At 68.2% G+C, this 23024-nt stretch carries 21 protein-coding genes; 16 read left to right on the forward strand and 5 right to left on the reverse strand.

The window, feature by feature from the left end:
* Genes NJ376_RS03230 through NJ376_RS03250 form a run of 5 tightly spaced genes read left to right on the forward strand, consistent with a single transcriptional unit; the run spans position 1 to position 5462 of the window.
* Positions 1-690 carry a hypothetical protein gene (locus NJ376_RS03230; RefSeq protein WP_252951790.1) on the forward strand — a complete coding sequence of 230 codons (690 nt, stop codon included), beginning with the start codon at positions 1-3 and terminating at the stop codon, positions 688-690.
* Positions 687-1265 carry a hypothetical protein gene (locus NJ376_RS03235; RefSeq protein WP_252951791.1) on the forward strand — a complete coding sequence of 193 codons (579 nt, stop codon included), beginning with the start codon at positions 687-689 and terminating at the stop codon, positions 1263-1265. Before NJ376_RS03230 ends, NJ376_RS03235 begins: the two co-directional genes overlap by 4 nt.
* Positions 1265-1618: a DUF6950 family protein gene (locus tag NJ376_RS03240; RefSeq protein WP_252951792.1), complete on the forward strand. Its 354-nt coding sequence runs from the start codon at positions 1265-1267 to the stop codon at positions 1616-1618. Before NJ376_RS03235 ends, NJ376_RS03240 begins: the two co-directional genes overlap by 1 nt.
* Entirely contained in the window at positions 1618-3624 is a 2007-nt protein-coding gene (locus NJ376_RS03245) for a phage tail protein (protein WP_252951793.1), read from the forward strand. The genes NJ376_RS03240 and NJ376_RS03245 overlap by 1 nt, the downstream gene beginning before the upstream one ends.
* An 11-nt stretch (positions 3625-3635) precedes the next feature.
* Positions 3636-5462, forward strand: a complete 1827-nt coding sequence (locus NJ376_RS03250) for a glycoside hydrolase family 55 protein (protein ID WP_252951794.1) — start codon at positions 3636-3638, stop codon at positions 5460-5462.
* A gap of 10 nt (positions 5463-5472) precedes the next feature.
* Here NJ376_RS03250 and trxC read toward each other — a convergent pair whose 3' ends face one another.
* The 3 genes from trxC to NJ376_RS03265 form a co-directional block, all read right to left on the reverse strand.
* A complete protein-coding gene (gene trxC, locus NJ376_RS03255) occupies positions 5473-6009 on the reverse strand; it encodes a thioredoxin TrxC (protein ID WP_456308908.1) in 537 nt (178 codons plus the stop codon).
* Between the two features lie 124 nt (positions 6010-6133).
* A complete protein-coding gene (locus NJ376_RS03260) occupies positions 6134-6955 on the reverse strand; it encodes an SDH family Clp fold serine proteinase (RefSeq protein ID WP_252951832.1) in 822 nt (273 codons plus the stop codon).
* Positions 6955-7851, reverse strand: coding sequence for a rhomboid family intramembrane serine protease (locus NJ376_RS03265; RefSeq protein WP_252951795.1), 897 nt, complete (start codon positions 7849-7851; stop codon positions 6955-6957). Before NJ376_RS03265 ends, NJ376_RS03260 begins: the two co-directional genes overlap by 1 nt.
* Positions 7852-7972: 121 nt before the next feature.
* On the opposite strand from NJ376_RS03265, the gene mbfA reads away from it, so the two are divergent.
* The 10 genes from mbfA to NJ376_RS03315 all read left to right on the forward strand — a co-directional run bounded on the left by mbfA (position 7973) and on the right by NJ376_RS03315 (position 19055).
* Positions 7973-8959, forward strand: a complete 987-nt coding sequence (mbfA, locus tag NJ376_RS03270; RefSeq protein ID WP_252951796.1) for an iron exporter MbfA — start codon at positions 7973-7975, stop codon at positions 8957-8959.
* Positions 8960-9085: 126 nt separating this feature from the next.
* Entirely contained in the window at positions 9086-10210 is a 1125-nt protein-coding gene (locus NJ376_RS03275) for a S1C family serine protease (RefSeq protein WP_252951797.1), read from the forward strand.
* The gene (locus NJ376_RS03280) at positions 10207-10710 is read left to right on the forward strand and encodes a phosphate-starvation-inducible PsiE family protein (protein ID WP_252951798.1); all 504 of its coding nucleotides are present in this window, start codon (positions 10207-10209) and stop codon (positions 10708-10710) included. The genes NJ376_RS03275 and NJ376_RS03280 overlap by 4 nt, the downstream gene beginning before the upstream one ends.
* A gap of 76 nt (positions 10711-10786) precedes the next feature.
* Entirely contained in the window at positions 10787-12595 is a 1809-nt protein-coding gene (ftsH, locus tag NJ376_RS03285; protein WP_252951799.1) for an ATP-dependent zinc metalloprotease FtsH, read from the forward strand.
* Positions 12596-12661: 66 nt separating this feature from the next.
* Entirely contained in the window at positions 12662-15484 is a 2823-nt protein-coding gene (locus NJ376_RS03290; protein WP_252951800.1) for an ATP-dependent Clp protease ATP-binding subunit, read from the forward strand.
* A gap of 125 nt (positions 15485-15609) precedes the next feature.
* Entirely contained in the window at positions 15610-16053 is a 444-nt protein-coding gene (locus tag NJ376_RS03295; RefSeq protein ID WP_252951833.1) for an NADH dehydrogenase ubiquinone Fe-S protein 4, read from the forward strand.
* Positions 16054-16314: 261 nt separating this feature from the next.
* A complete protein-coding gene (locus tag NJ376_RS03300) occupies positions 16315-16740 on the forward strand; it encodes an Hsp20/alpha crystallin family protein (RefSeq protein ID WP_027282469.1) in 426 nt (141 codons plus the stop codon).
* A 14-nt stretch (positions 16741-16754) separates the two neighbouring features.
* The gene (locus NJ376_RS03305) at positions 16755-17153 is read left to right on the forward strand and encodes an Hsp20/alpha crystallin family protein (RefSeq protein WP_027282470.1); all 399 of its coding nucleotides are present in this window, start codon (positions 16755-16757) and stop codon (positions 17151-17153) included.
* A gap of 20 nt (positions 17154-17173) precedes the next feature.
* A complete protein-coding gene (locus tag NJ376_RS03310; RefSeq protein WP_184487284.1) occupies positions 17174-17677 on the forward strand; it encodes an Hsp20/alpha crystallin family protein in 504 nt (167 codons plus the stop codon).
* Positions 17678-18098: 421 nt separating this feature from the next.
* Positions 18099-19055, forward strand: a complete 957-nt coding sequence (locus NJ376_RS03315) for a zinc metalloprotease HtpX (protein ID WP_252951801.1) — start codon at positions 18099-18101, stop codon at positions 19053-19055.
* A 561-nt stretch (positions 19056-19616) separates the two neighbouring features.
* On the opposite strand, the gene NJ376_RS03320 is transcribed toward NJ376_RS03315, so the two are convergent.
* Together NJ376_RS03320 and NJ376_RS03325 are read right to left on the reverse strand one after the other, a co-directional pair.
* Positions 19617-20948, reverse strand: a complete 1332-nt coding sequence (locus tag NJ376_RS03320) for a DNA sulfur modification protein DndB (RefSeq protein WP_370287804.1) — start codon at positions 20946-20948, stop codon at positions 19617-19619.
* Positions 20948-21430 carry a GIY-YIG nuclease family protein gene (locus NJ376_RS03325; protein WP_252951802.1) on the reverse strand — a complete coding sequence of 161 codons (483 nt, stop codon included), beginning with the start codon at positions 21428-21430 and terminating at the stop codon, positions 20948-20950. The genes NJ376_RS03320 and NJ376_RS03325 overlap by 1 nt, the downstream gene beginning before the upstream one ends.
* 233 nt (positions 21431-21663) lie before the next feature.
* On the opposite strand from NJ376_RS03325, the gene NJ376_RS03330 reads away from it, so the two are divergent.
* Positions 21664-23022: a DNA phosphorothioation-associated putative methyltransferase gene (locus tag NJ376_RS03330; RefSeq protein ID WP_252951803.1), complete on the forward strand. Its 1359-nt coding sequence runs from the start codon at positions 21664-21666 to the stop codon at positions 23020-23022.
* Positions 23023-23024 lie beyond the last annotated feature (2 nt).

Below are 23024 nucleotides of genomic sequence, written 5' to 3' on the forward strand. Positions count from 1 at the left end.
ATGACCGAATACGCCTGGCCCGCTTCGCTGCGGCCGTCGCGGCTGAGCTTCTACCTGCAGCACAACACGCTGCGCTTCGTCTCCCCGGTCAGCCGCGCCACCCAGGTGCTGCGCCGCGACGGTGCGCGGTGGATCGCCGAGGCCAGCTTCGATCCGCTCAACCGCATCCAGGCCGGCGTGCTGGAGGGGCTGCTGGCGGCGCTCGCCGGTTCGGCCAACACCGTCCGCATCTGGGATTGGCGGCGCGAGTACCGCACCGGCGATCCCCGCAGCCAGGGCGAGGTGCCCGCGGGGCCGTATTCCTTCTCGGACGCCACCATCTTCACCGATGGGACGGGGCTGGTGGTCGGATCGGGCACGCCGTCGCTGGCGGCCGGTGCCGCGCGCGGCGCCCTCGCCCTGCAAACCCAGGGCTGGTGGCCGAATGCGGTGGCGGTCGGCGCGGGGGACCATATCGGCCTCGCCGGCCGGCTCTACATGGCCACGGAGGGTGTCGTCGCCTCCGGCACCGGCACCGCCACCATTCCGATCGCCCCGCCGCTGCGCGCCGCGGCGTCGCTCGCCGAGCCGCTGGTACTGACGACGCCGACCGTCGCCATGCGTCTCGCCTCCGACGACGAGGGCGCCAACCCCACCCGGCCCGGGCGCTTCACCGCCATCACCATCCGCCTCGAGGAGGCACTCCCATGAGCGAGGGCATCACCGCCACGCCGCGGCTCTCGCCCCAGGCTGCGGCCGCCGCGACCGCGCCGGTCGCCACGCCCGTGGTCCTGGTCGAGCTCGACTTCGCCTCGGGCCCGATCCGCGCCTGGACCGGACTTGGGTCGCTGCATTGGGCCGGCGTGGTGTTCGAGGGCATGGGCACCATCGGTGCGGTCTCCGACATCGAGGAGACGGCCGAGCTGCGCGCGGTGCGCATCACGCTGACGCTGTCGCCGGTGCCGCAGGAGGTGGTCGACATCGCATTGGCCGAGCAGTCCTTCCGGTTGCGCCCGGCGCGGCTGTGGGGCGCGCTGCTCGATGCCGAGGGCGCCTTCGTCGCCGATCCATTCCCGCTCTGGGCCGGGCTGATGGACACCATGCAGGTGGTGGACGGGGCCGAGCCGCGCATCTCGCTCACCTGCGAAAGCCGGCTGGTCGACCTCGAGCGCGCCGAGGTGCGGCGCTACACCGATGCTGACCAGCAGGCCGAGTATCCGGGGGATCGCTTCTTCGAGTTCGTCCCCGCCCTGCAGGAGGCGGAGATCCGGCTGCCGGCCAGCTGATGCCCCGGCTGCCGGATTGGCACGACCGGCTGGCAGCACTGCTCGCCGCGGCGGAAACGCGTCCCTTCGATGCCCATCGCTGGAACTGCGGGCGATTTGCCCTCGCCGCGGTGCTGGCCACCACCGGCCGCCGGCCGGCTTGGCGCAGCCTATCTTCGTTGGAGGCGACCGCCGACAGCGCGGGCTTCCCGCGCATCCCGCCCGCCTTCGCGCGGACGGGGGATGTCGTCCTCGCCGTCGATCCGCCGCGCCTCGGCGTGGTGGTGGACGGCGGCCGCGCCGCCTTCGTCGGGCCGCGCGGCCTGGTCCGCGTCCCGCTCACCACCTGCCCCATCGCCTGGAGGATCGCCTGATGCCGGCTGCGGTGCCGCTCATCGCCGTCGCCGCGGCCGGCGTCGCCTCCGCAGCGGTTGGTGGCGGCATCATCGGCGCCGTGGTCGGCGCCGGGGCCGCCTTCATCGTCTCCGCCATCGGCCAGTCGGTCTTTCCGCAAAAGCAGAAAAAACAGGCCAGCCTCAGCCCGCAGGCGGCGGCGATCGCCGGCTTCGACGCCGGCCAGCCCGGCGCCGGCCGCACCCAGGCCTTCCGCCAGCCAGTCACCGAGCATCAGATTGTCCTCGGCCGCTGCAAGGTCTCGGGCCCGATCGTCTTCCTGCACTCGGCGACCGACGATGAGGGCCGCGCCGATGGCTATTTCTACTCGGTGGTGGTGCTGGCCGCGCACCGCGTGCGGGCGATCGGCGAGGTCTATCTCGGCGACAAGGTCGAGAGCGATGGGTCGTTTTCTGGCCTCGTGCGCATCGACCGCCATCTCGGCGATCCCGACCAGGCCGCTGACGCCAACCTGATCGCCGAGACCGGCGGCCAGTGGACCAGCGAGCACCGCGGCCGCGGCCGGGCCTATGTCGCCGTCCGCCTCAAGCTCACCGCCGAGGCCTTCCCCGCCGGCCCGCCCAACATCGCTGCGATCGTCGAGGGCGCCGACACCATCCTCGACCCGCGCACCGGCATGGTGGGCTGGACCGACAATCCCGCCCTGCTGCTCGCCTGGTACCTCACCGCGCCCTTCGGCTGGCGGGCGTCCTGGTTCGACATCGACATCCCGGCGTTGATGGCCGCCGCCAACGTCTGCGACGAGCTGGTTGGCACCAGGGCCGGGGTCTACGAGCGCCGCTACACCGCCAACGGCGTGCTGTCGCTCGCCGAGGGCAAGATCGCCATCACCCGCAAGCTCGCCGCCGCCATGGCCGGCGCGCTAGTAGTGAGCGGCGGACGGTTCTTCATTCATGCGGGGGCGCCGGCCCTGCCAGCGGCGACGCTGACCTCGGACGACCTCCGCGGCGATGTCACCATCCAAGGCGCCCGGCCGCGGCGGGATCTCTTCAACGGGGTGCGTGCCGTCTATGTCGAGCCGGCGGCCAACTGGCAGCCGACCGATGCCCCGCCGCTGCTGGCCTCCAACTACGTCGCCCAGGATGGCGGCGAGATGATCTACCGCGACCTCGAATTCCCGCTGACCACCTCGGTCAGCACCGTGCAGCGGCTGATGAAGGTCGAACTGGAGCGCAACCGCCGCCAGCGCACCGTCGCCTTTCCCGCCAACCTCTCCGCCCTGCGCCTGCGACCCTGGGAGGCGGCAACCGTCGCCCTCGACCGCCTCACCCCCTTCCCAGCGCGGGTGACCGCCTGGTCGCTCGCCGCCGAGGGCGGTGTGGATCTCACCCTGGAGGAGGAGGACGCCGCGGTGTGGGACTGGAACCCGGCGGTCGATGAGCGCGCCACCGGCGCGAACCCCGCCGTGGTGCTGCCCAACCCGGGCGTCATCGCCGCGCCGGCCAGCCTCGCGGTGGAGACGCCGCAGGCGACCGCCTTTGCCGTGCTCTCCCTGGCCTGGGCCGCGGTCGGTTCCTCTCACCTCGCCGGCTACCAGGTCGAGTTCCAGCCGGCCTCGGTCGCGGCCTGGCAGGGCTATGGCGGCTCGCTGGGCGCCACCGCGGCCGCCATCCCCACCGCCGAGCCGACCGGCTTTCGGGTGCGCGCGGTGACCCGCAGTGGCGCCGTGTCGGGCTGGCGGCAGGCGTTGGTCCCGGTGGCCGTGTCGGCGCCCACGGCGACGGGGATCGCCAGCGGCATCCGCCTCTCCGGCGGGTTCCCGCCCGATGCCATCCGCCTGCAGGTGTTCGAGGCCACCACCAACAGCCTCGCCGCCGCGGCCAAGCTGGCGGACGAGCCGACCAGCCTCTTCTGGGACCGCACTGGCCTGACCGCCGGCGACACCCGTTGGTACTGGCTGCGCGCCGTCTCGGCCGAGGGCAACGTCTCGGCCCTGGCCGGGCCGGTGACAGCGACCGCGCTGTAGGGAAACCCACCATGCCCGCCCGCATCGACGACCTGCTGGTGCTCGACACCGCGGTCAGCAAGACCGATCTCGCCAAGTACCTGCGCGACCGGGAGACGGTGCTGCCCTCCGACTTTGGTGGATTGGGTGATGGCGTCGCCGATGACCGCGCTGCCATCCAGGCGGCCTTCGACCGCGCGGCGGCGGACCAGAAGTTCGCGGTCATCCCGCCTGGCACCTGGAACGTCTCCGCCGGCATCACCCTCGGTGGCGGGGCCCGTGGGCTGATCATGCATGGCGTCATCCGATACACCGGCACCGCCGCCGCCACCGTGCTGACTCTTGGTGATGGCGGCACCACGCGCAACGGCGAGAAGCACTATGCCGGGCTGCAGGTCGTCCGGCAGAGCCAGTCCGGCTGGCTCGACGAGGCCGACATCGGAATCCTGGTGCGCAACATCGACGCCTCGGTGGTCGAACTCCGGCTGGTCTCGGGCTTCACCATCGGCATGCGGACGCTGGGCGACGGCCGCGGCGTCGAGGACAGCACCTTCCATCTCGGCCGCATCCTCAACAACCGCATCGGCCTCGACATCCACTGCGCCACCGCGACCGCCTGGAACACCTCGATCCGCTACTATGGCGGCCACTTCGCGGTGGCGACGGGGATCAATCCCTCGATCGACCGCTTCGGGATCCGGCTGTCCAGGGCCGACGGCGCCTACAGCAACCACAACCGCCACGTCTTCGACGCGCCGAATTTCGAGCTGCGCCAGCTCGATCCGAACGTCGCCATCCCCTTCCTGAACGAGACCAGCGGCACCGCCATCATCGCGCGGGGGATGCGCATGGAGGCGTGCTCGCCGATCGCGGCGCGGCACACCGGGGCAGCGACCGACTGCGAGTACGAGGTGGCCTGGGCGCAGACCTACGGCATCGGCATCGACTACACCGCGACGGCGACCCGCGCCGGCAACGCCGTCTACAACCGGCACCGCGCACCGGCCTCGCGGCTGACCCGCCTGCTGGCCAACATCCCGAACCTCCGCGCCGCCGCCTTCCGGCACAGCAACACCGAGATCGGCGTGGAGGGGGCGTGCATCATCGCGACCTCGACGACCACCGAGACCACCATGGCCGCGCTGTCCTGGAACGGGCTGGATGGCATCGCGGCGACCGGGCGGGGGCTGCTGCTGAACGCCAACCGCGGCGTCGCCTTCGTGGTCCAGACTACACACGCGAAGGAGTTCGCCCTGGCGCAATGGCTGGTCGGCGGCGCCGATGGCGGGCGGCTCTGCGTCCGCTGCTTCGACGGCGCGGGCACGGTGCGGGAGAACCAGCCGCAGGACGTGCTGGCCTCCGGCACCACGATGCAGTGGGACACCGCCTCGAAGAGCTGGCAGGCCGGCGCGGTGATGCAGGACAGTTCGCTCAACCGGCGGCAGACGGTGCGGCTCGGCGCAGGCGTCGCCTTCGCACAGATCGGGATCATCGGCTTCGACGGGCAGATCGAGCTCGAGGCGCTGCGGCTCTACGGCCTGCCGGAGGATGCGCCGGCCATCCTCTACGGCTGCCCGTCGCTACCTGCCGGGACGCGGACGCTGACGCTGGAGACCAGCTGGGACCTGCCGAGCCTCGGCCCCGGCGCGACGGCGAACCTCGACGTCACGGTGCCTGGGGCACGGCGGGGCGACTTCGCCGACGCCTCGCTCGACACCAGCAGCATTGCCTTCGTGCTCGACTGCCATGTGTGGTCGAACAACAGCGTGCGCGTGACCGCGCGCAACGTCAGCGCCTCGACGGTGGACCTCGCGGCAGCGCCACTGGCGGTGCAGGTGACGAAGCGGCGGCTGCCGTGATCCGAGACAATCATCGACCGCGACTTTCGCCACATTGCCGCGCACCGTTGGCCCGAAATCTTGCGGCAATCCGGGCGGCGAATGCTGCACGAGACGTCCCACGATAGGGCAACTTTCCGGCTCGCCCGGCCTGTGCGGAGGCCCAGCGAACGATATCAGCGGCGGACATGACGCCGCTGGTGCGCGCGATCTCCTTGCCTGCCTTGAACAGGATCATCGTTGGGATCCCTCGGATGCCGAAGCGGCTGGCAATGTCGGCCTCGGCTTCCGTGTCCATCTTGCCGAGACGGAACCGGGGTTCCAGCATGCGCGACGCGGCATCGAATTGTGGTGCCATGACCTTGCAGGGTCCGCACCAGGCAGCCCAGAAATCGACCAGCAAGGGCAGTTCCGCCGTCGCATGCCGCTCGAAGTTGTTCGCCGTCAGGACGACCGGCGCGCCCTGGAACAGGGCCGTGCCACAGCGACCGCAGCGCGGATTGTCGTTGAGGCGCGTCTCCGGAACCCGGTTTGTGGTCGCACAATCGGGGCAGGCAACGGTTGGCACGGGTTGATCCTCCGCTCGGATGTGTCGTTCTTCATGGACGATGTCGGAATTGACGTCGTGCAGGGCCGAGGCGGAAACCGCGCCGTGACCATCACGACGAATCCGCCCAAGCGGTTGTCCGCCGTCACCCTCCCCGTGCCTCACGCTGGCGTGGCTGCGGAAGATACTCGACGCCGCCGCCCTGCCGCCGCACAGGTTGTGGATACAGCGTCATCAGTTCGAGCACTTCCGGTGGCATCTCCACGGTGACGGGCAGTCCCATCTCCCGCGCCTCCTCGGCCGCGATCGGATAGTCATGCGTCCAGGTCCCGGTCGCGAGGCGGGCGGCCAGCGTCCGGGCCGCCGCCTCCTCCATCTTCGCGGCGAGAAGCCGGGTCGCGGCTGCCTCGACCTGCGCGATCGCCTTGCGGCCGACATCGGCCAGCACGAGCGTCTGGTCGTCCACCTCGGCGATCGGCTTTTCCTCGGCGACTTTGATGATCGAGGCGGCCGGCATGCCGTTCAGCTGCGGATCGATCGGGCCGAGCACGGAATGGCGGCACATGACGATCTGGTCGGCAGCCAGTGCGATAAGCGTGCCGCCGGACATGGCATAATGCGGCACGAAGACCGTCACCTTCCCCTTGTGCCCCTGGATCGCCCGTGCGATCTGCGTGGCTGCCAGCACCAGGCCGCCCGGCGTGTGCAGCACGATGTCGAGCGGCACCTCGTCATCCGTGAGCTGGATCGCGCGCAACACCTCCTCGCTGTCATTGACGTCGATGTAGCGCAGGAGCGGGAAGCCGAGCAGGCTCATCGTCTCCTGCCTGTGCACCAGCAGGATGACGCGGCTGCCGCGGGCCTTTTGGATCTGCGCGATCTTGCGCGCCCGCATGGCATCCAGGTAGCGCCGCTGCAGCAGGGGCTGCAGGGCCGACAGCATGAAGAACAGCCAGAGAAGATCCATCACGCCCACGGTCCGCGCCCTCCGCTGCGCCGGCCATCCGGCAGGAACCCGTACATCCCCTCGTCGCGATAGTAGGGCCGATACACGCGCCGCGCCCGCCGGACGAAGGGGGCGAGGAGCCATCCGGCCAGGAAGCCGCCGATATGCGCCCACCAGGCGATTCCGCCGGAATCCCCCTCTTGGCCCAGCGTCAGAAGCCCCGGCACGATCTGCATGAGGAACCAGATCAGCGCGAAGCCGATCGCCCGCACCTCGAAGAAGAACGGAATGAACAGGATCGGCACCATCATAACGAGCCGTGCCGCCGGAAACAGCCTCGCATAGCATCCGATCACGCCGGCGATCGCGCCCGAGGCGCCGAGGGCGGGCACGGTCGAGGCCGAATTGGCCAGCACATGCGCGAGGCTGGCCGCGATGCCGCAGATCAGGTAGAAGGCCAGGAACCGGGCCGCGCCCAGCCGGTCCTCCACGGCGGGCCCGAATATCCAGAGCGTCCACATGTTCAGGATGAGATGGAGCCAGCCGCCATGCAGGAACATGTTGGTCAGGAATGCGCTCCACCCCCCTGGCGACGCCGCGGGCAAGGCGCCGGAGAAGCGCGCCGGCACCAGGGCGTGGCGGTAGAGAAAGGCCTCCAGTTCGCGCGGCGGCAGTGACATCTGATGGAGGAACCCGAAGACGCAGGCCCCGATCAGGGACCACACGACGAAGGGCGGGAACCGGAGTGCAACTGTGTCCTGCAAGGGCAGCATCGAAGGATCCGGCACGAGGAAGAACCGCCCGCCGCCTGGAGGCCAGGGCGTGTGGCGCGCGTCGCGATCATGGCATCGGCCGAGCCTCAGCGGAATGCCCCGGCTGGCGCCGCGCCCGTCCCGCCGAACGCCGGTCCGCATCATGGCACATCGTCGCGTTGCTCCGACCCCTACCGATCTACCGAGGTCGGCCGGCGCGGTCGCGGAACCTGGCCGAGGCGGGTATTGTCCGAACGGTCCCGCCCCCAGCTTCTCCCGGAGCCGCATGCGCCTTCTTCCCCTGCCGAGCTTCGGCCGCCGCCGCTTCGCCAGCCTCTCGGCGCAGGAGATCCTGGCCCTCGCCATCGCCTCCGAGGAGGAGGACGCGCGCATCTACGCGCTCTATGCCAAGCGGCTGCGCGACTCCTATCCCGCGACCGCCCGCATCTTCGATGCCATGGCCGCCAAGGAGGACGAGCACCGGCGCCGGCTCATTGATCTCTACCGCGCCCGCTACGGCGACCTCATCCTGCCCATCCGTCGCGAGCATGTCGCCGATTTCTACGCCCGCCGGCCTTTGTGGCTGGTCGAGAATCTCGGCCTCGACCGCATTCGCGCCGAGGCGATGGCCATGGAGCGGGAGGCCGAGGCCTTCTACCGCGCCGCCGCCGAGCGCACGACGGATGCCGAGGCCCGCCGGCTGCTCGGCGACCTCGCCGCCGAGGAGGCGCGGCACGAGAGCGACGTCGAGGCGATGGCGGCCGAGCTCGCGCGCGGCGGGGCGGCCAGCGAGGAAAGCCTCGCCGCCCGCCGGCAGTTCGTGCTGACCTGGGTGCAGCCGGGGCTGGCCGGGCTGATGGACGGCTCGGTCTCCACCCTCGCGCCCATCTTCGCCACCGCCTTCGCCACCCAGGACCCGTGGACCACCTTCCTGGTCGGGCTTTCGGCGTCGGTGGGGGCGGGGATCTCGATGGGCTTCACCGAGGCCGCACATGACGATGGCAGGCTCTCCGGCCGCGGCGCGCCCTGGAAGCGGGGCCTCGCCTCGGGGGTGATGACCGCGCTTGGCGGCCTGGGGCACGCGCTGCCCTACCTCATCCCGCATTTCTGGACGGCGACCGCGATCGCCATCGCGGTGGTCTTCATCGAGTTGTGGGCGATCGCCTGGATCCAGAACCGCTACATGGAAACGCCGATCCGGCGGGCGGTGTTCCAGGTGGTGCTCGGCGGCAGCCTGGTGCTGGCCGCCGGCATCCTGATCGGCAGCGGTTGATGGGCGGATGCCCGCCCCCGCCCGGCCGGGTCAACGAAACCGCGCGGCGGGCGAACGGGGCTTGGCATGATCGGGCGGCAGGGGCACCCTGCATCCCGGGAACTCGGCTGGCAGGAGAGTGCGGCGTTGGACAACGCGCGATTCATGTTCCGGACCCTGCTGCTGATGCTGGCAGGTCTCGTGCTGATGGCCGCCTGGCAGAGCATCCCGCTGCTGCAGGCCGAGTTCCTCGCCGGCCGGGCGGAACCGCGGGTGGTGACGCCGCGGGGGGACCTCGCGGAGGATGAGCGTTCGACCATCACGCTGTTCGAGCAGGCGCGGGGATCGGTGGTGTTCATCGCCACCACCGAGCGCGTGCTCAACCCCTGGACGCGCAACGCGCTGCAGGTGCCGCGGGGGACCGGTTCGGGCTTCCTGTGGGACCGGCTCGGCCATGTCGTCACCAACGACCACGTCATCGCCGGCGCCTCCGGGGCCGTGGTCCGCCTGGCCGATGGCCGCGCCTACAACGCCGTGCTGGTGGGCACGAGCCCGGCCCATGACCTCGCGGTGCTGCGCATCGGCGTCGGCACCGGGCGGCCCGAGCCGCTGCCGATCGGCACCAGCCACGACCTGCGCGTCGGCCAGAAGGTCTTCGCCATCGGCAATCCCTTCGGCCTGGACTGGACGCTGACGACCGGCATCATCTCGGCCCTGAACCGCGAACTGCCCAGCGAGACGGGGGCGGTGATCGAGCGGCTGATCCAGACCGACGCCGCGATCAACCCCGGCAATTCCGGCGGCCCGCTGCTCGATTCCGCCGGCCGGCTGATCGGCGTGAACACCGCGATCTACAGCCCCTCCGGCGCCTCGGCCGGCATCGGCTTCGCGGTGCCGGTGGACACGGTCAACCGCGTGGTGCCGCGGCTGATCGCGCAGGGGCGCTACATCCGCCCCTCGCTCGGCATCCGGGTGGAGGAACAGCTCAATGCGGCGCTCTCGGCGCGCCTCGGCATCGAGGGCGTCTTCGTGCTCGAGGTCGAGCCCGGCTCGGCCGCGGAGCGCGCCGGCATCCGCTCGGCCCGCCTTGGGCGCGACAGCGGCTTCCAGACCGGGGACGTCATCCTGGAAGTGGAGGGCCGCCCGCTGCGGCGCGTGGCGGACCTGCTTGCCGCGCTCGACCGGCACGCGCCGGGTGATACCCTCACGCTGACGATCCTGCGCGACGGCGCGCGCCTCGGGATCGCGGTCACACTGGATGCGGGCAGATGAGCGAACCGAAACCGTCGCGTGGCAGCCTCGCGCTGTGGCGGTCGCTGACCTTCTACGAGAAGTTCGAGCAGTCCGTCGTCTTCGTGCTGACGATCCTGATCGCGCTGATCGTGCTGGCCGCGCTGTGGAACCTGCTCAAGCTGGTCGCCACCTCGCTGCTTCTGGTGGACATCTTCGACCCCACGGATCCGGCGGTGTTCCAGACCGTCTTCGGCGCGATCTTCACCGTCGTCATCGCGCTGGAGTTCAAGCGGTCCCTGCTGGTCGTAGTGGAACGGCGATTCGGCATCGTCCAGGTGCGCGCGGTGGTGATGATCGCCATCCTCGCGGTGGTGCGGAAGTTCATCATCCTCGACCTCAGCCAGACCGAGGCGATGAAGCTGCTCGCACTCGGCGCGGCGATACTGGCGCTCGGCATCGTCTATTGGCTGGTGCGCGACCAGGACCGGCGCGAGGCCGAGGCCGCGGCCCTCGAAAGCGCCGAGACGAGGCCGCCCTGATCACCCGCTTCCCTCCCTTGCGGCCGGAGGGCCGTTCGCGCTTCACTCCGCTCCGCGCCAGCGACCGGAGCCGTCAGTGAACAAGCAGCAGCAGATCAACATCTGGTACTGGATCGGGGCGTTCCTGCTGCTGCTGCTCTTCCAGGGCTGGTGGCAGGGCGCATCGGTCACCGAGCGCATCCCCTATTCGCGCTTCCTCGAACTGCTGCAGCAGGACCGCATCGCCGAGGTGCAGGTGCGCCCCGAGAGCATCGTCGGCCGCTACCGCGAGCCGATCGAGGGGCGGACGCATTTCCTGACCACCATCGTGCCCGAGGACCTCACCCGCCGGCTCGAGCAGTCGAGCGCGCGCTACGACGGCACCATCCAGAACACCTTCCTGACGAACCTGCTCTCCTGGGTGGTGCCGGCGGTCGTCTTCTTCGGGCTGTGGATGTTCGTCTTCCGCCGCGTGGCGGAAAAGCAGGGCTTCGGCGGGCTGATGTCGGTCGGCAAGTCGAAGGCCAAGGTCTATGTCGAGAAGGACACCGGCGTCACCTTCGACGACGTCGCCGGCGTGGACGAGGCCAAGGCCGAGCTGCGCGAGATCGTCGATTTCCTGAAGCAGCCCGAGAAATACGGCCGGCTCGGCGCGCGCATCCCGAAGGGCATCCTGCTGGTCGGCCCGCCGGGCACGGGCAAGACGCTGGTCGCGCGCGCGGTTGCCGGCGAGGCGGGGGTGCCCTTCTTCTCCATCTCCGGCTCCGAATTCGTCGAGATGTTCGTGGGCGTGGGCGCGGCGCGCGTGCGCGACCTCTTCGAGCAGGCGCGCAAGGCCGCGCCCTGCATCATCTTCATCGACGAACTGGATGCGCTCGGCCGCCGCCGCGGCGCCGGCGCCTTCGGCGGCGGCCATGACGAGAAGGAGCAGACGCTCAACCAGCTGCTGACCGAACTCGACGGCTTCGACCCGCGCGAGGGGATCGTGCTGCTCGCCGCCACCAACCGGCCCGAGATCCTCGACCCCGCGCTGCTGCGCGCGGGCCGCTTCGACCGCCAGGTGGTGGTGGACCGCCCGGACAAGTCCGGCCGCGCCGCCATCCTGCGCGTGCACCTCAAGAAGGTGAAGCACGAGGGGCTGGACGTCGAGCAGATCGCCGCGCTGACGCCGGGCTTCTCGGGCGCGGAACTCGCCAACCTGGTGAACGAGGCGGCCATCCAGGCGACCCGCCGCGGCGCCGAGGCCGTGACCATGGCCGATGTCACCGCCGCGATCGAGCGCATCGTCGCCGGTCTCGAACGCAAGGGGCGCGTGCTGAACCCGAAGGAGCGCGAGGCGGTGGCCTGGCACGAGATGGGCCATGCGCTCGCCGCCGCCTCCCTGCCCGGGGCGGATCCCGTGCACAAGGTCTCGATCATCCCGCGCTCCATCGGCGCGCTCGGCTACACCATGACGCGGCCGACCGAGGACCGCTTCCTGATCACCCGCCGCGACCTCGAGAACCGCATGGTCGTGCTGCTGGCCGGCCGCGCGGCGGAGGACCTCGTGCTCGGCGAGATCTCGACCGGCGCGGCGGACGACCTCGCGCGCGTGACCGACATCGCGCGCCAGATCGTCACCCGCTTCGGGATGCATCCCTCCCTCGGCCAGGCGGTGCTGGAGCCCGAGCGGCAGAGCTTCCTCGGCGACGGCGTGCCGGGCCTCACGCCGCGCGACTATTCCGAGGCCACGGCGCGCGAGGTGGATGTCGCGGTGCGCGAACTGATCGATGCGGCCTATGCGCGCGCCAAGGCTTTGCTGGCCGAACGCCGCGCCGACCTCGAGGCCGGCACCCGGCTGCTGCTGGAGCGCGAGACGATCACGCCGGAAGATTTCCCGCCGCTGCGGCAGCGGGATGCGGTATGAGGACGGCAGACACGCCATGACAGGATCCGCGACCTTGGCAGCGGATCCGGAGAGGGAGCGGATCTGATGGACGGCAAATGCGATGTCTGTGGACGGGCGGCGACGGTGCGCGTCCGCGCTTCGGTGAATGGGCGGCGGCAGGATCTTGAGCTCTGCGACGAGCACTACCGCGACACGCTCCGCCGCCAGGGGCGGACCGCCTCGCCTCTTGAGGCCCTGTTCGGCAGCCATGGCAGCCTGTTCGAGGAGTTCTTCGGCGACCGCCCCTTCGGCAGCCTGATCGGTGGCTTCGGGCGCGACCTGCCCGCCGCGGAGGAGGATGAGCAGGTGGTGGATGCCACCTTCGGCGACGCCGCCGCCTCGGATTTGCCGCGTCGCAGCCAGCGGCGCGGTTCGGCACGCCGGCCGGGCGGCGGCCTTGCCGCGCGCATCAGCGACCAGGCCGAACGGCTGCTGCAGGAGGCGGCCCGCCATGCGGCCGAACGGGGCAGGCCGGAGGTGGACACGGAACACCTGCTGCTGGCGCTGCTCGGCTCGGAAGTCGTCAAGACGGTCCTCGGCCAGTTCAAGATCTCGGCCGACCAGCTGCGCACGCAGATCGAGCAGGAGGCCAAGCGCGGCGAAAAGCCGCATGAGGGCGAGATCGGTGTCGCGCCCCGCGTCAAGGATGCACTCAGCCGCGCCTTCACCGCCTCGACCGACATGGGCCACTCCTATGTCGGGCCGGAGCATCTGCTGATCGGCCTCGCCGAGGAGGGCGAGGGCCTGGCGGCCAACATCCTGCGCAAGCTCGGCCTCACGCCGCAGGCGCTGCGCCAGCAGGTGGCGCGCGTGGTCGGCAAGGAGGGCGCGGAGGAGGGCCGCGCCGAAGCGCCCACCAACACGCCCGAGCTCGACAAGTATTCGCGCGACCTGACGAAGATGGCGCGCGACGGCAAGCTCGACCCCGTGATCGGCCGCGCGCAGGAGATCGAGACGACGATCGAGATCCTCGCCCGGCGCAAGAAGAACAACCCCGTGCTGATCGGCGAGCCGGGCGTCGGCAAGACCGCGATCGTGGAAGGCCTCGCGCAACGGATCGTGGATGGCGAGGTGCCCGAGGCGCTGCGCGGCAAGCGGCTGGTGGAGCTCAACATCAACTCGATGGTCGCTGGCTCGAAGTACCGCGGCGAGTTCGAGGAACGGGTGCAGAAGATCCTCAAGGAGGTGACCGAGCACCAGGGCGAGATGATCCTCTTCATCGACGAGATCCACACCATCGTCGGCGCCGGCCAGGGCGGCGGCGAGGGCGGGCTCGACATCGCCAACGTGTTCAAGCCGATGCTCGCGCGCGGCGAGCTGAACCTGATCGGCGCCACCACGCTCAACGAGTACCAGAAGCACATCGAGAAGGACGCCGCGCTGGAGCGGCGCTTCCAGCCGGTGATGGTGGCGGAGCCGACCGTCGCGCAGGCGATCATGATCCTGCGCGGCCTGCGAGACACCTTCGAGGCGCACCACAAGGTGACGATCACCGACGAGGCGATCCTGGCCGCCGCCGAGCTCTCCGACCGCTTCATCCAGGGCCGCTTCCTGCCCGACAAGGCGATCGACCTGATCGACCAGGCGGCGGCGCGGGTGAAGCTCTCGGCCACCGCGCGCCCGGTCGAGGTGCAGGAGATCGAGGCGGAGCTGCACCAGCTCAAGCGCGAGCAGGACTACGCCGCTTCGCGCAAGAACTTCGAGAAGGCGGCCGAGCTCGGCAAGGAGATCGCGGCGAAGGAGGCGAGGCTCAAGGAACTGACCGAGGCCTGGGAGAAGGACCGCGCCACCGGCTCGGCCGAGGTGCGCGCGAGCCATGTCGCGCAGATCGTCTCCAAGCTCACGGGCATCCCGGTCAGCGAGCTGACCGAGGCCGAGCGCGAGAAGCTGCTGAAGATGGAGGAACGGCTGCACCAGCGCGTGATCGGGCAGGAGCAGGCGATCAAGGCCGTCTCGGACGCGGTGCGGCTCGCGCGCGCCGGGCTGCGGGAGGGCTCGAAGCCGGTCGCCACCTTCCTCTTCCTCGGGCCCACGGGGGTGGGCAAGACCGAGCTCGCCAAGGCGCTGGCCGAGGTGGTCTATGGCGACGAGGGCGCGCTGCTGCGCATCGACATGTCGGAGTACATGGAGAAGCACACGGTCGCCCGCCTGATCGGGGCGCCGCCGGGCTATGTCGGCTATGACGAGGGCGGGCAGCTCACCGAAAAGGTGCGCCGCAAGCCCTATTCGGTGATCCTGCTCGACGAGATCGAGAAGGCGCACCCGGATGTCTACAACGTGCTGCTCCAGGTCTTCGACGATGGGCGGCTCACCGACGGCAAGGGGCGGGTGGTGGACTTCACCAACACCATCATCATCGCCACCTCGAACCTGGGCTCGGATCGCATCCAGAAGCGGCTCCACCTGCGCGGCACGGTGGCCGAGCAGCCGGAGAAGCTCAAGGAGGAGCTGATGGAGGTCCTGCGCGGGCACTTCCGGCCTGAGTTCCTCAATCGCATCGACGAGATCATCGTCTTCCACGCGCTCTCGAAGGCGGAGATCCGCCAGATCGTGCTGCTGCAGCTCGAGCGGGTGAAGCGCACTGCGGCAAGCCAGGGAGTGACGGTCGAGCTCGACGACAGCCTGGTCGAGATGCTCGCCGCCGAAGGCTACCGCCCCGAATACGGGGCCCGGGAACTCAAGCGCCAGATCCGCAGCCTGGTCGAGACCCGGCTCGCGCGCGCCATGCTGGGCGGGGAAGTGGCGAAGGGCGACACGATCCGGCTGCGCTGGGATGCGACGGCCGAGCAGGTCGTGATCGAGGCGGCGGCGAAGCCCGGCGGGGATGACGCCAAGGCCGCCGAAGCGGCCCAGCAGGCGGCATCATGACGAGCGGGACGCCCCCGGCCGATGCGAGCGACTCCGCCGCGGTGACCGGGGCGTCCGGAACGCCGCTGGCCGTCGCGCCGGACGCGGGCATGCGGCGCCCCGTCCCCGTGATGCCGGGCGGAGGGATGGCTGTGCCATATAGCGGCCCGCCAAAGGTCCGGATCCACCAGCCGGGCCGGTCGGTCACCCAATCCGCACCAGGACGGAGCCGATGGGTGCTGGAGTTCCTGCCTGCGGAGGTGCCAGGCCGGAACTTCCCGGTGCGCCGGGCTCCGGCCAGCGATCCCCTCGCGCATCTGCGGATCGAGTTTCCTGATCGGATGAGCGCGATCGCCTTCGCAGAGCGGCACGGCTGGCTCTACGAAGTGGACGAACCGCCGCCGAGGCGCATCCGTTACAGGAGCTATGCCGACCAGCTCCGATACGACATTGGTGATGCCATCGGGCGCGTATTGCCTTGGGTCGGGGCGGACAACATCGAGTCCCGACCCGATCCGGTCGAGGAGGCGAGCCTCGAGTCCTTCCCGGCCAGCGATCCGCCTGCCTGGACAGGGGTGAGGCTCGCATGACCGGCACGCCCCACATCCCGACGCCGTCTGATCCTGCCGACGCCAAGCCGGGAGGCGACGGTGATGCCGCCGGCCGGCATGGCGGCGCCGGCCTCGAGCAGCAGCCGCGGCTTTCGATGGCACGCGAGGGCCGGGGCGGAGCTGGCTGCTCCGGCCGGCGGCACCGCGCGATCTCCACGCCTGCCTTCGGCCGCTCGCGGATCTTCGCCCGGGGGGCCGTTCACCAGGGGACGCGCCGCGTCCCGCAACCAGGAGGAGCCGATGTTGCATCCACTGACGCTCTACCGTGCCGATCCCTTCGCCTTGCTGCGACGCTTCGGAGAGACGCTCGATCGCATGCCGTTCGGGACCTCCGCCCCGGCCTTTCCGCCCCTGAACCTCTGGCAGAACGAGGCGGCGGTGGCGATCGTTGCCGAAGTCCCGGGTGTGGCCCCGGAGGACATCGAGATCACGGCCAAGGATGATGTCCTGACGATCACTGGTCAGCGGCGGCCGCCCGAGATGCCCGAGGGCGCCGTCTGGCACCGGCGCGAGCGCGCCTTCGGCCGCTTCACCCGCATCGTCCGCCTGCCCTTCGCAGTCGATCCGTCCCAGGTCGAGGCCCGCTTCGCGAACGGCGTGCTCACCATCGCCCTGCAGCGTCCCGAGGACCAACGTCCACGCCGGATCGAGATCAAGGCCGGCTGAGAGGAGCGACACCGATGAATGCCGAAACCGAAGCCGGCGCTGTCTCCCCGGCGGCCGCGGGGGCCGAGCCGACCCGCAACGTGCGCATCTGGCGCCCGCTCACCGATGTCGTGGAGACGGCAGAGGGCATCGTGCTGATGATGGAGATGCCGGGGGTGGTCGCCGACGACGTCGACATCACGCTGGAGCGGCGAGTGCTCACCGTGCGCGGCCGCGGGAGCAGCCCGCAGCCCGATCGCCTCCGCCTCGTCCACCTCGAGTTCGAGCCGGGGGACTACGAGCGCAGCTTCGTCCTGTCGGAAGACTTCGATGCCGCGCGCATCGAGGCCGTGCTGAAGGACGGTGTGCTGACGTTGAGGTTGCCTCGCGCGGCCGAGGCTCAGCCCAGCAAGATCCAGGTCAAGGCCGCCTGAGCGGCAAAGGAGAGGATATCATGCAGATCAAGGATCTCATCCCGTGGGCCCGGAAGGATGACCAGCCCGAGCAGAAGGCCGCCGAGCAAAGCCCGATCGCCTCGCTGCAGCGGGAGATGAACCAGGTGTTTGAGAACTTCATGAACCGCTTCGGCAAGCCGCTCGCGGGGTTCGAATGGCCTTGGGGGCAGAGCGAGGCGAAGTCGGACGTGGTGCAGACCGACAACGCCGTGGAGATCTCGATCGAACTTCCGGGCATGGAGATGAAGGATATCGAGGTGACGGTCGGGGACGACGTCCTGACCGTGAAGGGCGAGAAGCGCATCGAGCGGCAGGAGGAGAAGAAGGGCTACTACCTCTCCGAGCGCAGCTATGGTGCGATCTATCGCGCGATCCCGCTGCCTCCCGGCGTCGATGGCAGCAAGGCGGAGGCCAGCTTCAAGAACGGGGTGCTGACCATCCGGCTGCCGCAGACGCCGGAGGCGCAGGCCAAGGTCAAGCGGATCGAGGTGAAGGCGGGCTGAGATGCGCCGCGGCGGGGCGTGGCAAGGCACATGCCCCGCCCTCCGCTCCGCCTCGGGATCAAAAGGGTCCGGTCACGACCGTGCCCGGCCGCGATGCAGGCCGCCGGACCGCGGGGCACCGATGTCCGGCATTGCCGACGGCGTGCCCGTGAGGCCGGTGGATCTCGACCCCGCAGGGCGGCGGCTCCCACGAGGCACTGACCTAGGGCGCGCTCGACAGGCTGCCGGCCGATCCGCGGATCGCGATCTGCAAGATCGGCGGCACCGGCGCAGGGGGACGCCGGATGTCGTCGTGCGGTGCGATGGCTGGATGCGGGGCGGAAGTGAAGGTGGGCGTCAGGCATCACGTTCGCAGGCCGGGTTCTGGCGCGCGTCGTGCTGAATATGCTTGGCGTTCCGCCCGGGAGATTCTGATTACGATATGTTCCATTTCGTCATCGCCCCCACGCTGGCCCACCGGCTGAACAACCTCGCGCAGACGGTCCTGCTGCTCGGCGGCATGGCTGCGATCGCCTGGCTCGTCGTCGGCATGATCGCGGGCCCCGAGACGACCTTCGTCATCGTTGCGGTGATGACCGGAGGGCTCCTCTTCGCGCCCACGCTGTCGCGCGAGCTTCTGCTGCCCGGCTACCGCGCGCGGCAACTCGGCGCACGCGACTGGCCCGAGGGCTTCGCGTTGCTCGAGACCCTGTCCGCACGCGCCGGACTGCCGCGCTGCCCGGAACTCTGGTACGTCCCTAGCCAGCTGCCGAACGCGTTCGCGATGGGAAATCCGGAGGATAGCGTCGTCTGCGTTTCGGACGGTCTCTTTCGTCTCCTGTCCCCTCGCGAGATGGCGGGCGTTCTGGCGCATGAGATCGCGCATATCGCGCACCGCGACCTGTGGCTCATGGGCCTCGCGGACACCATGTCGCGGGCGGTTTCGCTGGCGAGCTGGCTCGGACAGATCCTGCTTTTCGCGAACCTGCCCCTGATTGTCGCGCGAGCGGTGACGCTTCCCTGGATCGCGCCGCTGGCCCTTGCTTTCTCGCCGACCGTGATGGCCCTGCTGCAACTCGCGCTGTCGCGAAGGCGCGAGTTCGATGCCGATCTCGGGGCGGTGCGGCTGACGGGCGACCCCGAGGGCCTCGCCTCGGCTCTGGCCAAGCTTGAGCGTCGGGTCGGGCGTTTCTGGGAGGAGATGTTCCTGCCGGGGCGCCGGATCCCCGAACCGTCACTCCTGCGCACGCACCCGCCAACCGAGGAGCGGATCAGGAAGCTGCGATCACTGCTGGGTCCGCGGGGTGGGGATCTCGCCATTCCGCCTCACAGGGAGTTCGGGCTCGAAGTGCCCCGCCCGCAGGCACCTCGCTTTCATCGATCGGGCTTCTGGTATTGAAGAAGGTGCAGCCCAGAGAATTTCAGTTCCCGGTTCCCACCGCTGCTCCAGTCGGTCCCTACCAGAACATTCTCCATAGCACCGGCGTCGCGCTGCGCCGCGGTTTGCCCGCCGTTTTCGGCGCGCACCTTGATGGTGCCAAACCGGAACGAGGGCGCAGTTCGCTCTCCGGACGGCGGAGACTCTCCGGACCTTGAGGGTTAGGCAATTTGGCCAACAAGGCCTAACGTATTGTTCTACCGAGCGTTTTGGGCGGGCCATCTCGCTCGGATTCAGCAAGTCGATTGCCCGACCAAAGACGCGGAGGGCCGAGAATACCGCTTCACTTCCAAGCCGGCGGCCACATTGCTCGATCGAGCCGATCAGGACGCCTGCGAGAGACGGCTCGGGGCCAGTAACCTGAGTCGCTTACACCGGGTTGCGAGCTCCACACCCCCGGCGGCAAGGTGTAGGGTATCGAGACGAATGGCAGGGCGGCGACCCAGCGGACGATGTGCTGTGTCGCGAATCAGGCACTGAGATCACGCCCCACAATCCTCGCACACCACACTTCACCTACGGTCAACGCCGTGAGGCAGAAACTTGACCAGGAAGTGACACATCAGTCGGCTCGACTCCTAAAGCCGATGCATAGCGCTTGCGCAAAGTCGTTAGCGATCCCCCGAACTTCCCGACCATGTGCAATAGAAGATCACGCGTTAGAGAAGATCCTTTGTTGATTACAGTGCCATTTTGCTTGTCCCATAACACGCCTGCGTAGGGAGGCTTAGCCAAATTTGTTGGCAGTCGGGACAATACGGAAAAGGACTCATCCATCGACATACCAGAGCGCCGAAGATGTCCCAAGAACTGCACGAACACAGTTTGCCCGACAGGGCGAAACAGAATATGCCCCCCGCTACGCCCTCGATACTTTCGCAGAACAGCGCCAGGGTTCTTGGAAAGAAAATATTCTTCAAGCTCCGGGAAAATGCTCGCTAGTTTTTCGAAATACGATGAGGCAATCTTGATGTATCTCTGAACCTCTATATCGTCCGGCCTGAGGCTTTTCACGTTAGCCCAATCCTTGGGACTTACTTTGTCAACTACCGAAGAGAATAGCGTATCGACCGTATCGTAAAGGTTAACAATCGTCGTAATATGTTCTGCATCTGTGCTAGGCAGGTTTGGTGTTCTTCGGAGCACTTCCGTTCGACTATCTGCAAAAAATCTATGATTTTCTACCAAATGTCGCGTCACAATGGCCGAGATGTCTGCTTCATCAAGAGCGATAATCTCGCTTTTATGCACAGGTTTCGCGGTCTTATTCAGCGTGGTGAAGAGTTTCCGAGTCCGGCGCATCCCAGCCTCATCGTTATGGTGCGCCACAATCAGTACAGAAACTTCGTCGCGGGCGAGTTCTGGATTCGTCTTGATGGCTGCTCGGATGCCAGCAAGGCGATGCTGCCCATCAAGGGCATACAGCTCCTCAGAACGTCCTAGTGCAAAAAAGCCAACGCTATGCCGTGATGTAGAATCCAGGTTTTCTATGTCGATGCCGCCGATTCGTGCCTTTATTTCAAACGGTAGCCATTCGGGTTCGCCTCCGTATACGGCAATCACAAGGGAATTAAAGAACCTGTCGGAGTTGCTCCTGAGGTAGTTCGCAATCTCCTTCTCGCGCCCGCCCTGAAGTTCTCGCTGGATCAGTCTGGAAAGCTCGCGTGAACGATTCACGCTGTGCAGCTCGTGAGCCATTCGCACGCGCTCATTCACAACCTCCAGCGTCATTAGGGCGGAGTAGTATGCCCAATCGCCGAAGCGGCCCCTTAAAGCCGGAAGGAGATGCCTACCCTCACCGAGACTCGGCACGTCAGCCGGGCTATCAAGCCTACTCATTACGGGCTCCCTCATCACCTCAGAGCACTTACCAGATCTCTGATCTCAGCAGTAAAATCCTTAGTCACAACCGGGGGCAATATCGCATCGTTCAAATCCAACTCAAGCTGCTCCAAATCTGCGGTTTCAGGCTGCAGGGAGACATAATTAAAATACAAATCATCCGGATACTTGTTCAGCATGTAATAGACGCGAGGTCTCTTCCCACGTCTCATTTCGTCCAAATACTCACCGTAACGCTTTCTCAGTGTGCGGGTCGTGATTCCGACGTACATAATGAAGCCGTGTGGAGGAAAGTGACCGTTCTCGCGCCGAACAACGAAAGAATAAACCCCCGGCGCGCGTGGCACGGACGCCTGATTGGCGGCAGAGAACTGTATGCTCATCCAATTCAGACTTACTGAAACGCGTGATGTATTCCAGCGCGAGGGACTAACGTAAAAGTCACGGCGGTCCACAGCTATCTGGTCTACCTTCTGGACGAAATCGTGCACCATGGATGATGTATCTCGTTAAGCCCCTAGCCTGGAGATAGATTAGGTTCCCCGCTAGTGACCTAGCTAGGGGGCATTTGAGCCGCGCGTGGAACGTGCTGTCCCAGTATGGCCAGGCTGTGTTCTCGAGGCGCCGAACTACGTCAGGCCGGCGCCGAAGGTCTCCGGTGGAGAGCGCCATGGACAGGCACATGAATTGCGATCAGCGAGATGTCCAGCGTGTACATGCTAGGGCTGTGCGCGAGCTCGACGGCGGCAAGCGCATAGGGAACGCCACCTACATGCATGTTTCGCTCCTCGGAGCGCAGGTTCAGGTGGTGCGTCATCTGGTCGAGGATGCGGCGCGAATCGCTGGCGTGGACAGTGGCCGCTTCACCGTCGTGCGCATCTGTCACGACCGACCGGAGGTGGCGCTGCTGGACTACCCAGACTTTCTTGAGGTCCCGTTCCCGGCGCTGCACACCTCTTGGCTCGTGGAGCTTGGTGCCGGCCGCGTCTCGCGTCGCGACTTCCCGAACCAGGGCAACCCGCCGATCCTGCATCGCAAGGAGCTGATGTTGGATGACCGTCATCCGGACCGAGCGAGGTTTGCCCGCCTCACAGCCGAACTGGAGGATATGGGCGCCTTCGACCGGTCAGCGAACCGTATCGGACGACGCCTATTCTGGGAGCAGTCCCTCGCAGAGCTCGGGCTGCGTGTCGAGGACCATGCGGTTACGGTGAGAGACGGCGGCGGAACCGCGCACGGACGCGGCTCCAGCCTTGGTGCGGTGAAACGCCACAGGACGGCAATTGCCCGCGGTCGCCTCTCCGCTCCCATGCAAGCGCTGACCCGCTGGGGCTTCATTGATGGCTCGACGGCTGTCCTGGACTACGGCTGCGGCCGCGGTGACGATGTGCGCGCTCTCAGGGCCGCCGGGGTGGCGGCAACCGGCTGGGATCCGCATTTCGCGCCCGAGGAGCCGTTGGAACCCGCAGATGTGGTTAACCTCGGCTTTGTGCTCAATGTCATCGAGGATTCAGTGGAGCGGGCACAGACCCTCAGCCGAGCCTTTGCCTTAGCCCGACGCGTCCTCTCGGTTGCGGTCATGCAGCCTGGCGACGGACGCGGGGGCGGCGGGCGCGAGTACGCGGACGGCGTCCTGACGCGGCGCGGCACCTTCCAGCGGTACTTCGGGCAAGCCGAGCTGTGCGACTACGTGGCCGGTGTCCTGTGCCGCGACCCGGTGACGGTCGGGCCAGGGATGGTCTTTGTCTTTCGCGCTGACGAGGAGGAGCAAGCGTTCCTGGCGCAGCGGCAACGGAGTGTCCTGCGACCCGGCGACGCTCTGAGCACGGAAATGCATGCACGCGAGCGGGCCAAGCGGACGCGTCCATCGCTCTACGAGAAGCACCGAGAGCTCCTCGATGCCTTCTGGAGCGATGCACTTGAGCTCGGTCGTCTGCCGGAGCCGGGGAGTTTGAGCGGTGGAGCGACATTGCAGAGGCGTTCGGCGGTTCACGTCGCGCCTTCGCGGCGCTTCCGTTCTCCGACAGAGAGGCTGAGCTGGCGCGGGTGGCGGCCCGTCGTGCTGAAGATCTCCTCGTCTACCTAGCG

It is taken from the genome of Siccirubricoccus soli (assembly GCF_024178315.1).
Taxonomy (GTDB): Bacteria; Pseudomonadota; Alphaproteobacteria; order Acetobacterales; family Acetobacteraceae; genus Siccirubricoccus; species Siccirubricoccus soli.

What these genes read in the sequence shown, in the direction of transcription:
- NJ376_RS03230 (WP_252951790.1), top strand. Translation starts at nt 1, where the DNA reads ATGACCGAATACGCCTGGCCCGCTTCGCTGCGGCCGTCGCGGCTGAGC.
- NJ376_RS03235 (WP_252951791.1), top strand. Translation starts at nt 687, where the DNA reads ATGAGCGAGGGCATCACCGCCACGCCGCGGCTCTCGCCCCAGGCTGCG.
- NJ376_RS03240 (WP_252951792.1), top strand. Translation starts at nt 1,265, where the DNA reads ATGCCCCGGCTGCCGGATTGGCACGACCGGCTGGCAGCACTGCTCGCC.
- NJ376_RS03245 (WP_252951793.1), top strand. Translation starts at nt 1,618, where the DNA reads ATGCCGGCTGCGGTGCCGCTCATCGCCGTCGCCGCGGCCGGCGTCGCC.
- NJ376_RS03250 (WP_252951794.1), top strand. Translation starts at nt 3,636, where the DNA reads ATGCCCGCCCGCATCGACGACCTGCTGGTGCTCGACACCGCGGTCAGC.
- NJ376_RS03260 (WP_252951832.1), bottom strand. Translation starts at nt 6,955, where the DNA reads ATGGATCTTCTCTGGCTGTTCTTCATGCTGTCGGCCCTGCAGCCCCTG.
- NJ376_RS03265 (WP_252951795.1), bottom strand. Translation starts at nt 7,851, where the DNA reads ATGATGCGGACCGGCGTTCGGCGGGACGGGCGCGGCGCCAGCCGGGGC.
- mbfA (WP_252951796.1), top strand. Translation starts at nt 7,973, where the DNA reads ATGCGCCTTCTTCCCCTGCCGAGCTTCGGCCGCCGCCGCTTCGCCAGC.
- NJ376_RS03280 (WP_252951798.1), top strand. Translation starts at nt 10,207, where the DNA reads ATGAGCGAACCGAAACCGTCGCGTGGCAGCCTCGCGCTGTGGCGGTCG.
- NJ376_RS03290 (WP_252951800.1), top strand. Translation starts at nt 12,662, where the DNA reads ATGGACGGCAAATGCGATGTCTGTGGACGGGCGGCGACGGTGCGCGTC.
- NJ376_RS03295 (WP_252951833.1), top strand. Translation starts at nt 15,610, where the DNA reads ATGGCTGTGCCATATAGCGGCCCGCCAAAGGTCCGGATCCACCAGCCG.
- NJ376_RS03300 (WP_027282469.1), top strand. Translation starts at nt 16,315, where the DNA reads ATGTTGCATCCACTGACGCTCTACCGTGCCGATCCCTTCGCCTTGCTG.
- NJ376_RS03305 (WP_027282470.1), top strand. Translation starts at nt 16,755, where the DNA reads ATGAATGCCGAAACCGAAGCCGGCGCTGTCTCCCCGGCGGCCGCGGGG.
- NJ376_RS03310 (WP_184487284.1), top strand. Translation starts at nt 17,174, where the DNA reads ATGCAGATCAAGGATCTCATCCCGTGGGCCCGGAAGGATGACCAGCCC.
- NJ376_RS03315 (WP_252951801.1), top strand. Translation starts at nt 18,099, where the DNA reads ATGTTCCATTTCGTCATCGCCCCCACGCTGGCCCACCGGCTGAACAAC.
- NJ376_RS03320 (WP_370287804.1), bottom strand. Translation starts at nt 20,948, where the DNA reads ATGAGGGAGCCCGTAATGAGTAGGCTTGATAGCCCGGCTGACGTGCCG.
- NJ376_RS03325 (WP_252951802.1), bottom strand. Translation starts at nt 21,430, where the DNA reads ATGGTGCACGATTTCGTCCAGAAGGTAGACCAGATAGCTGTGGACCGC.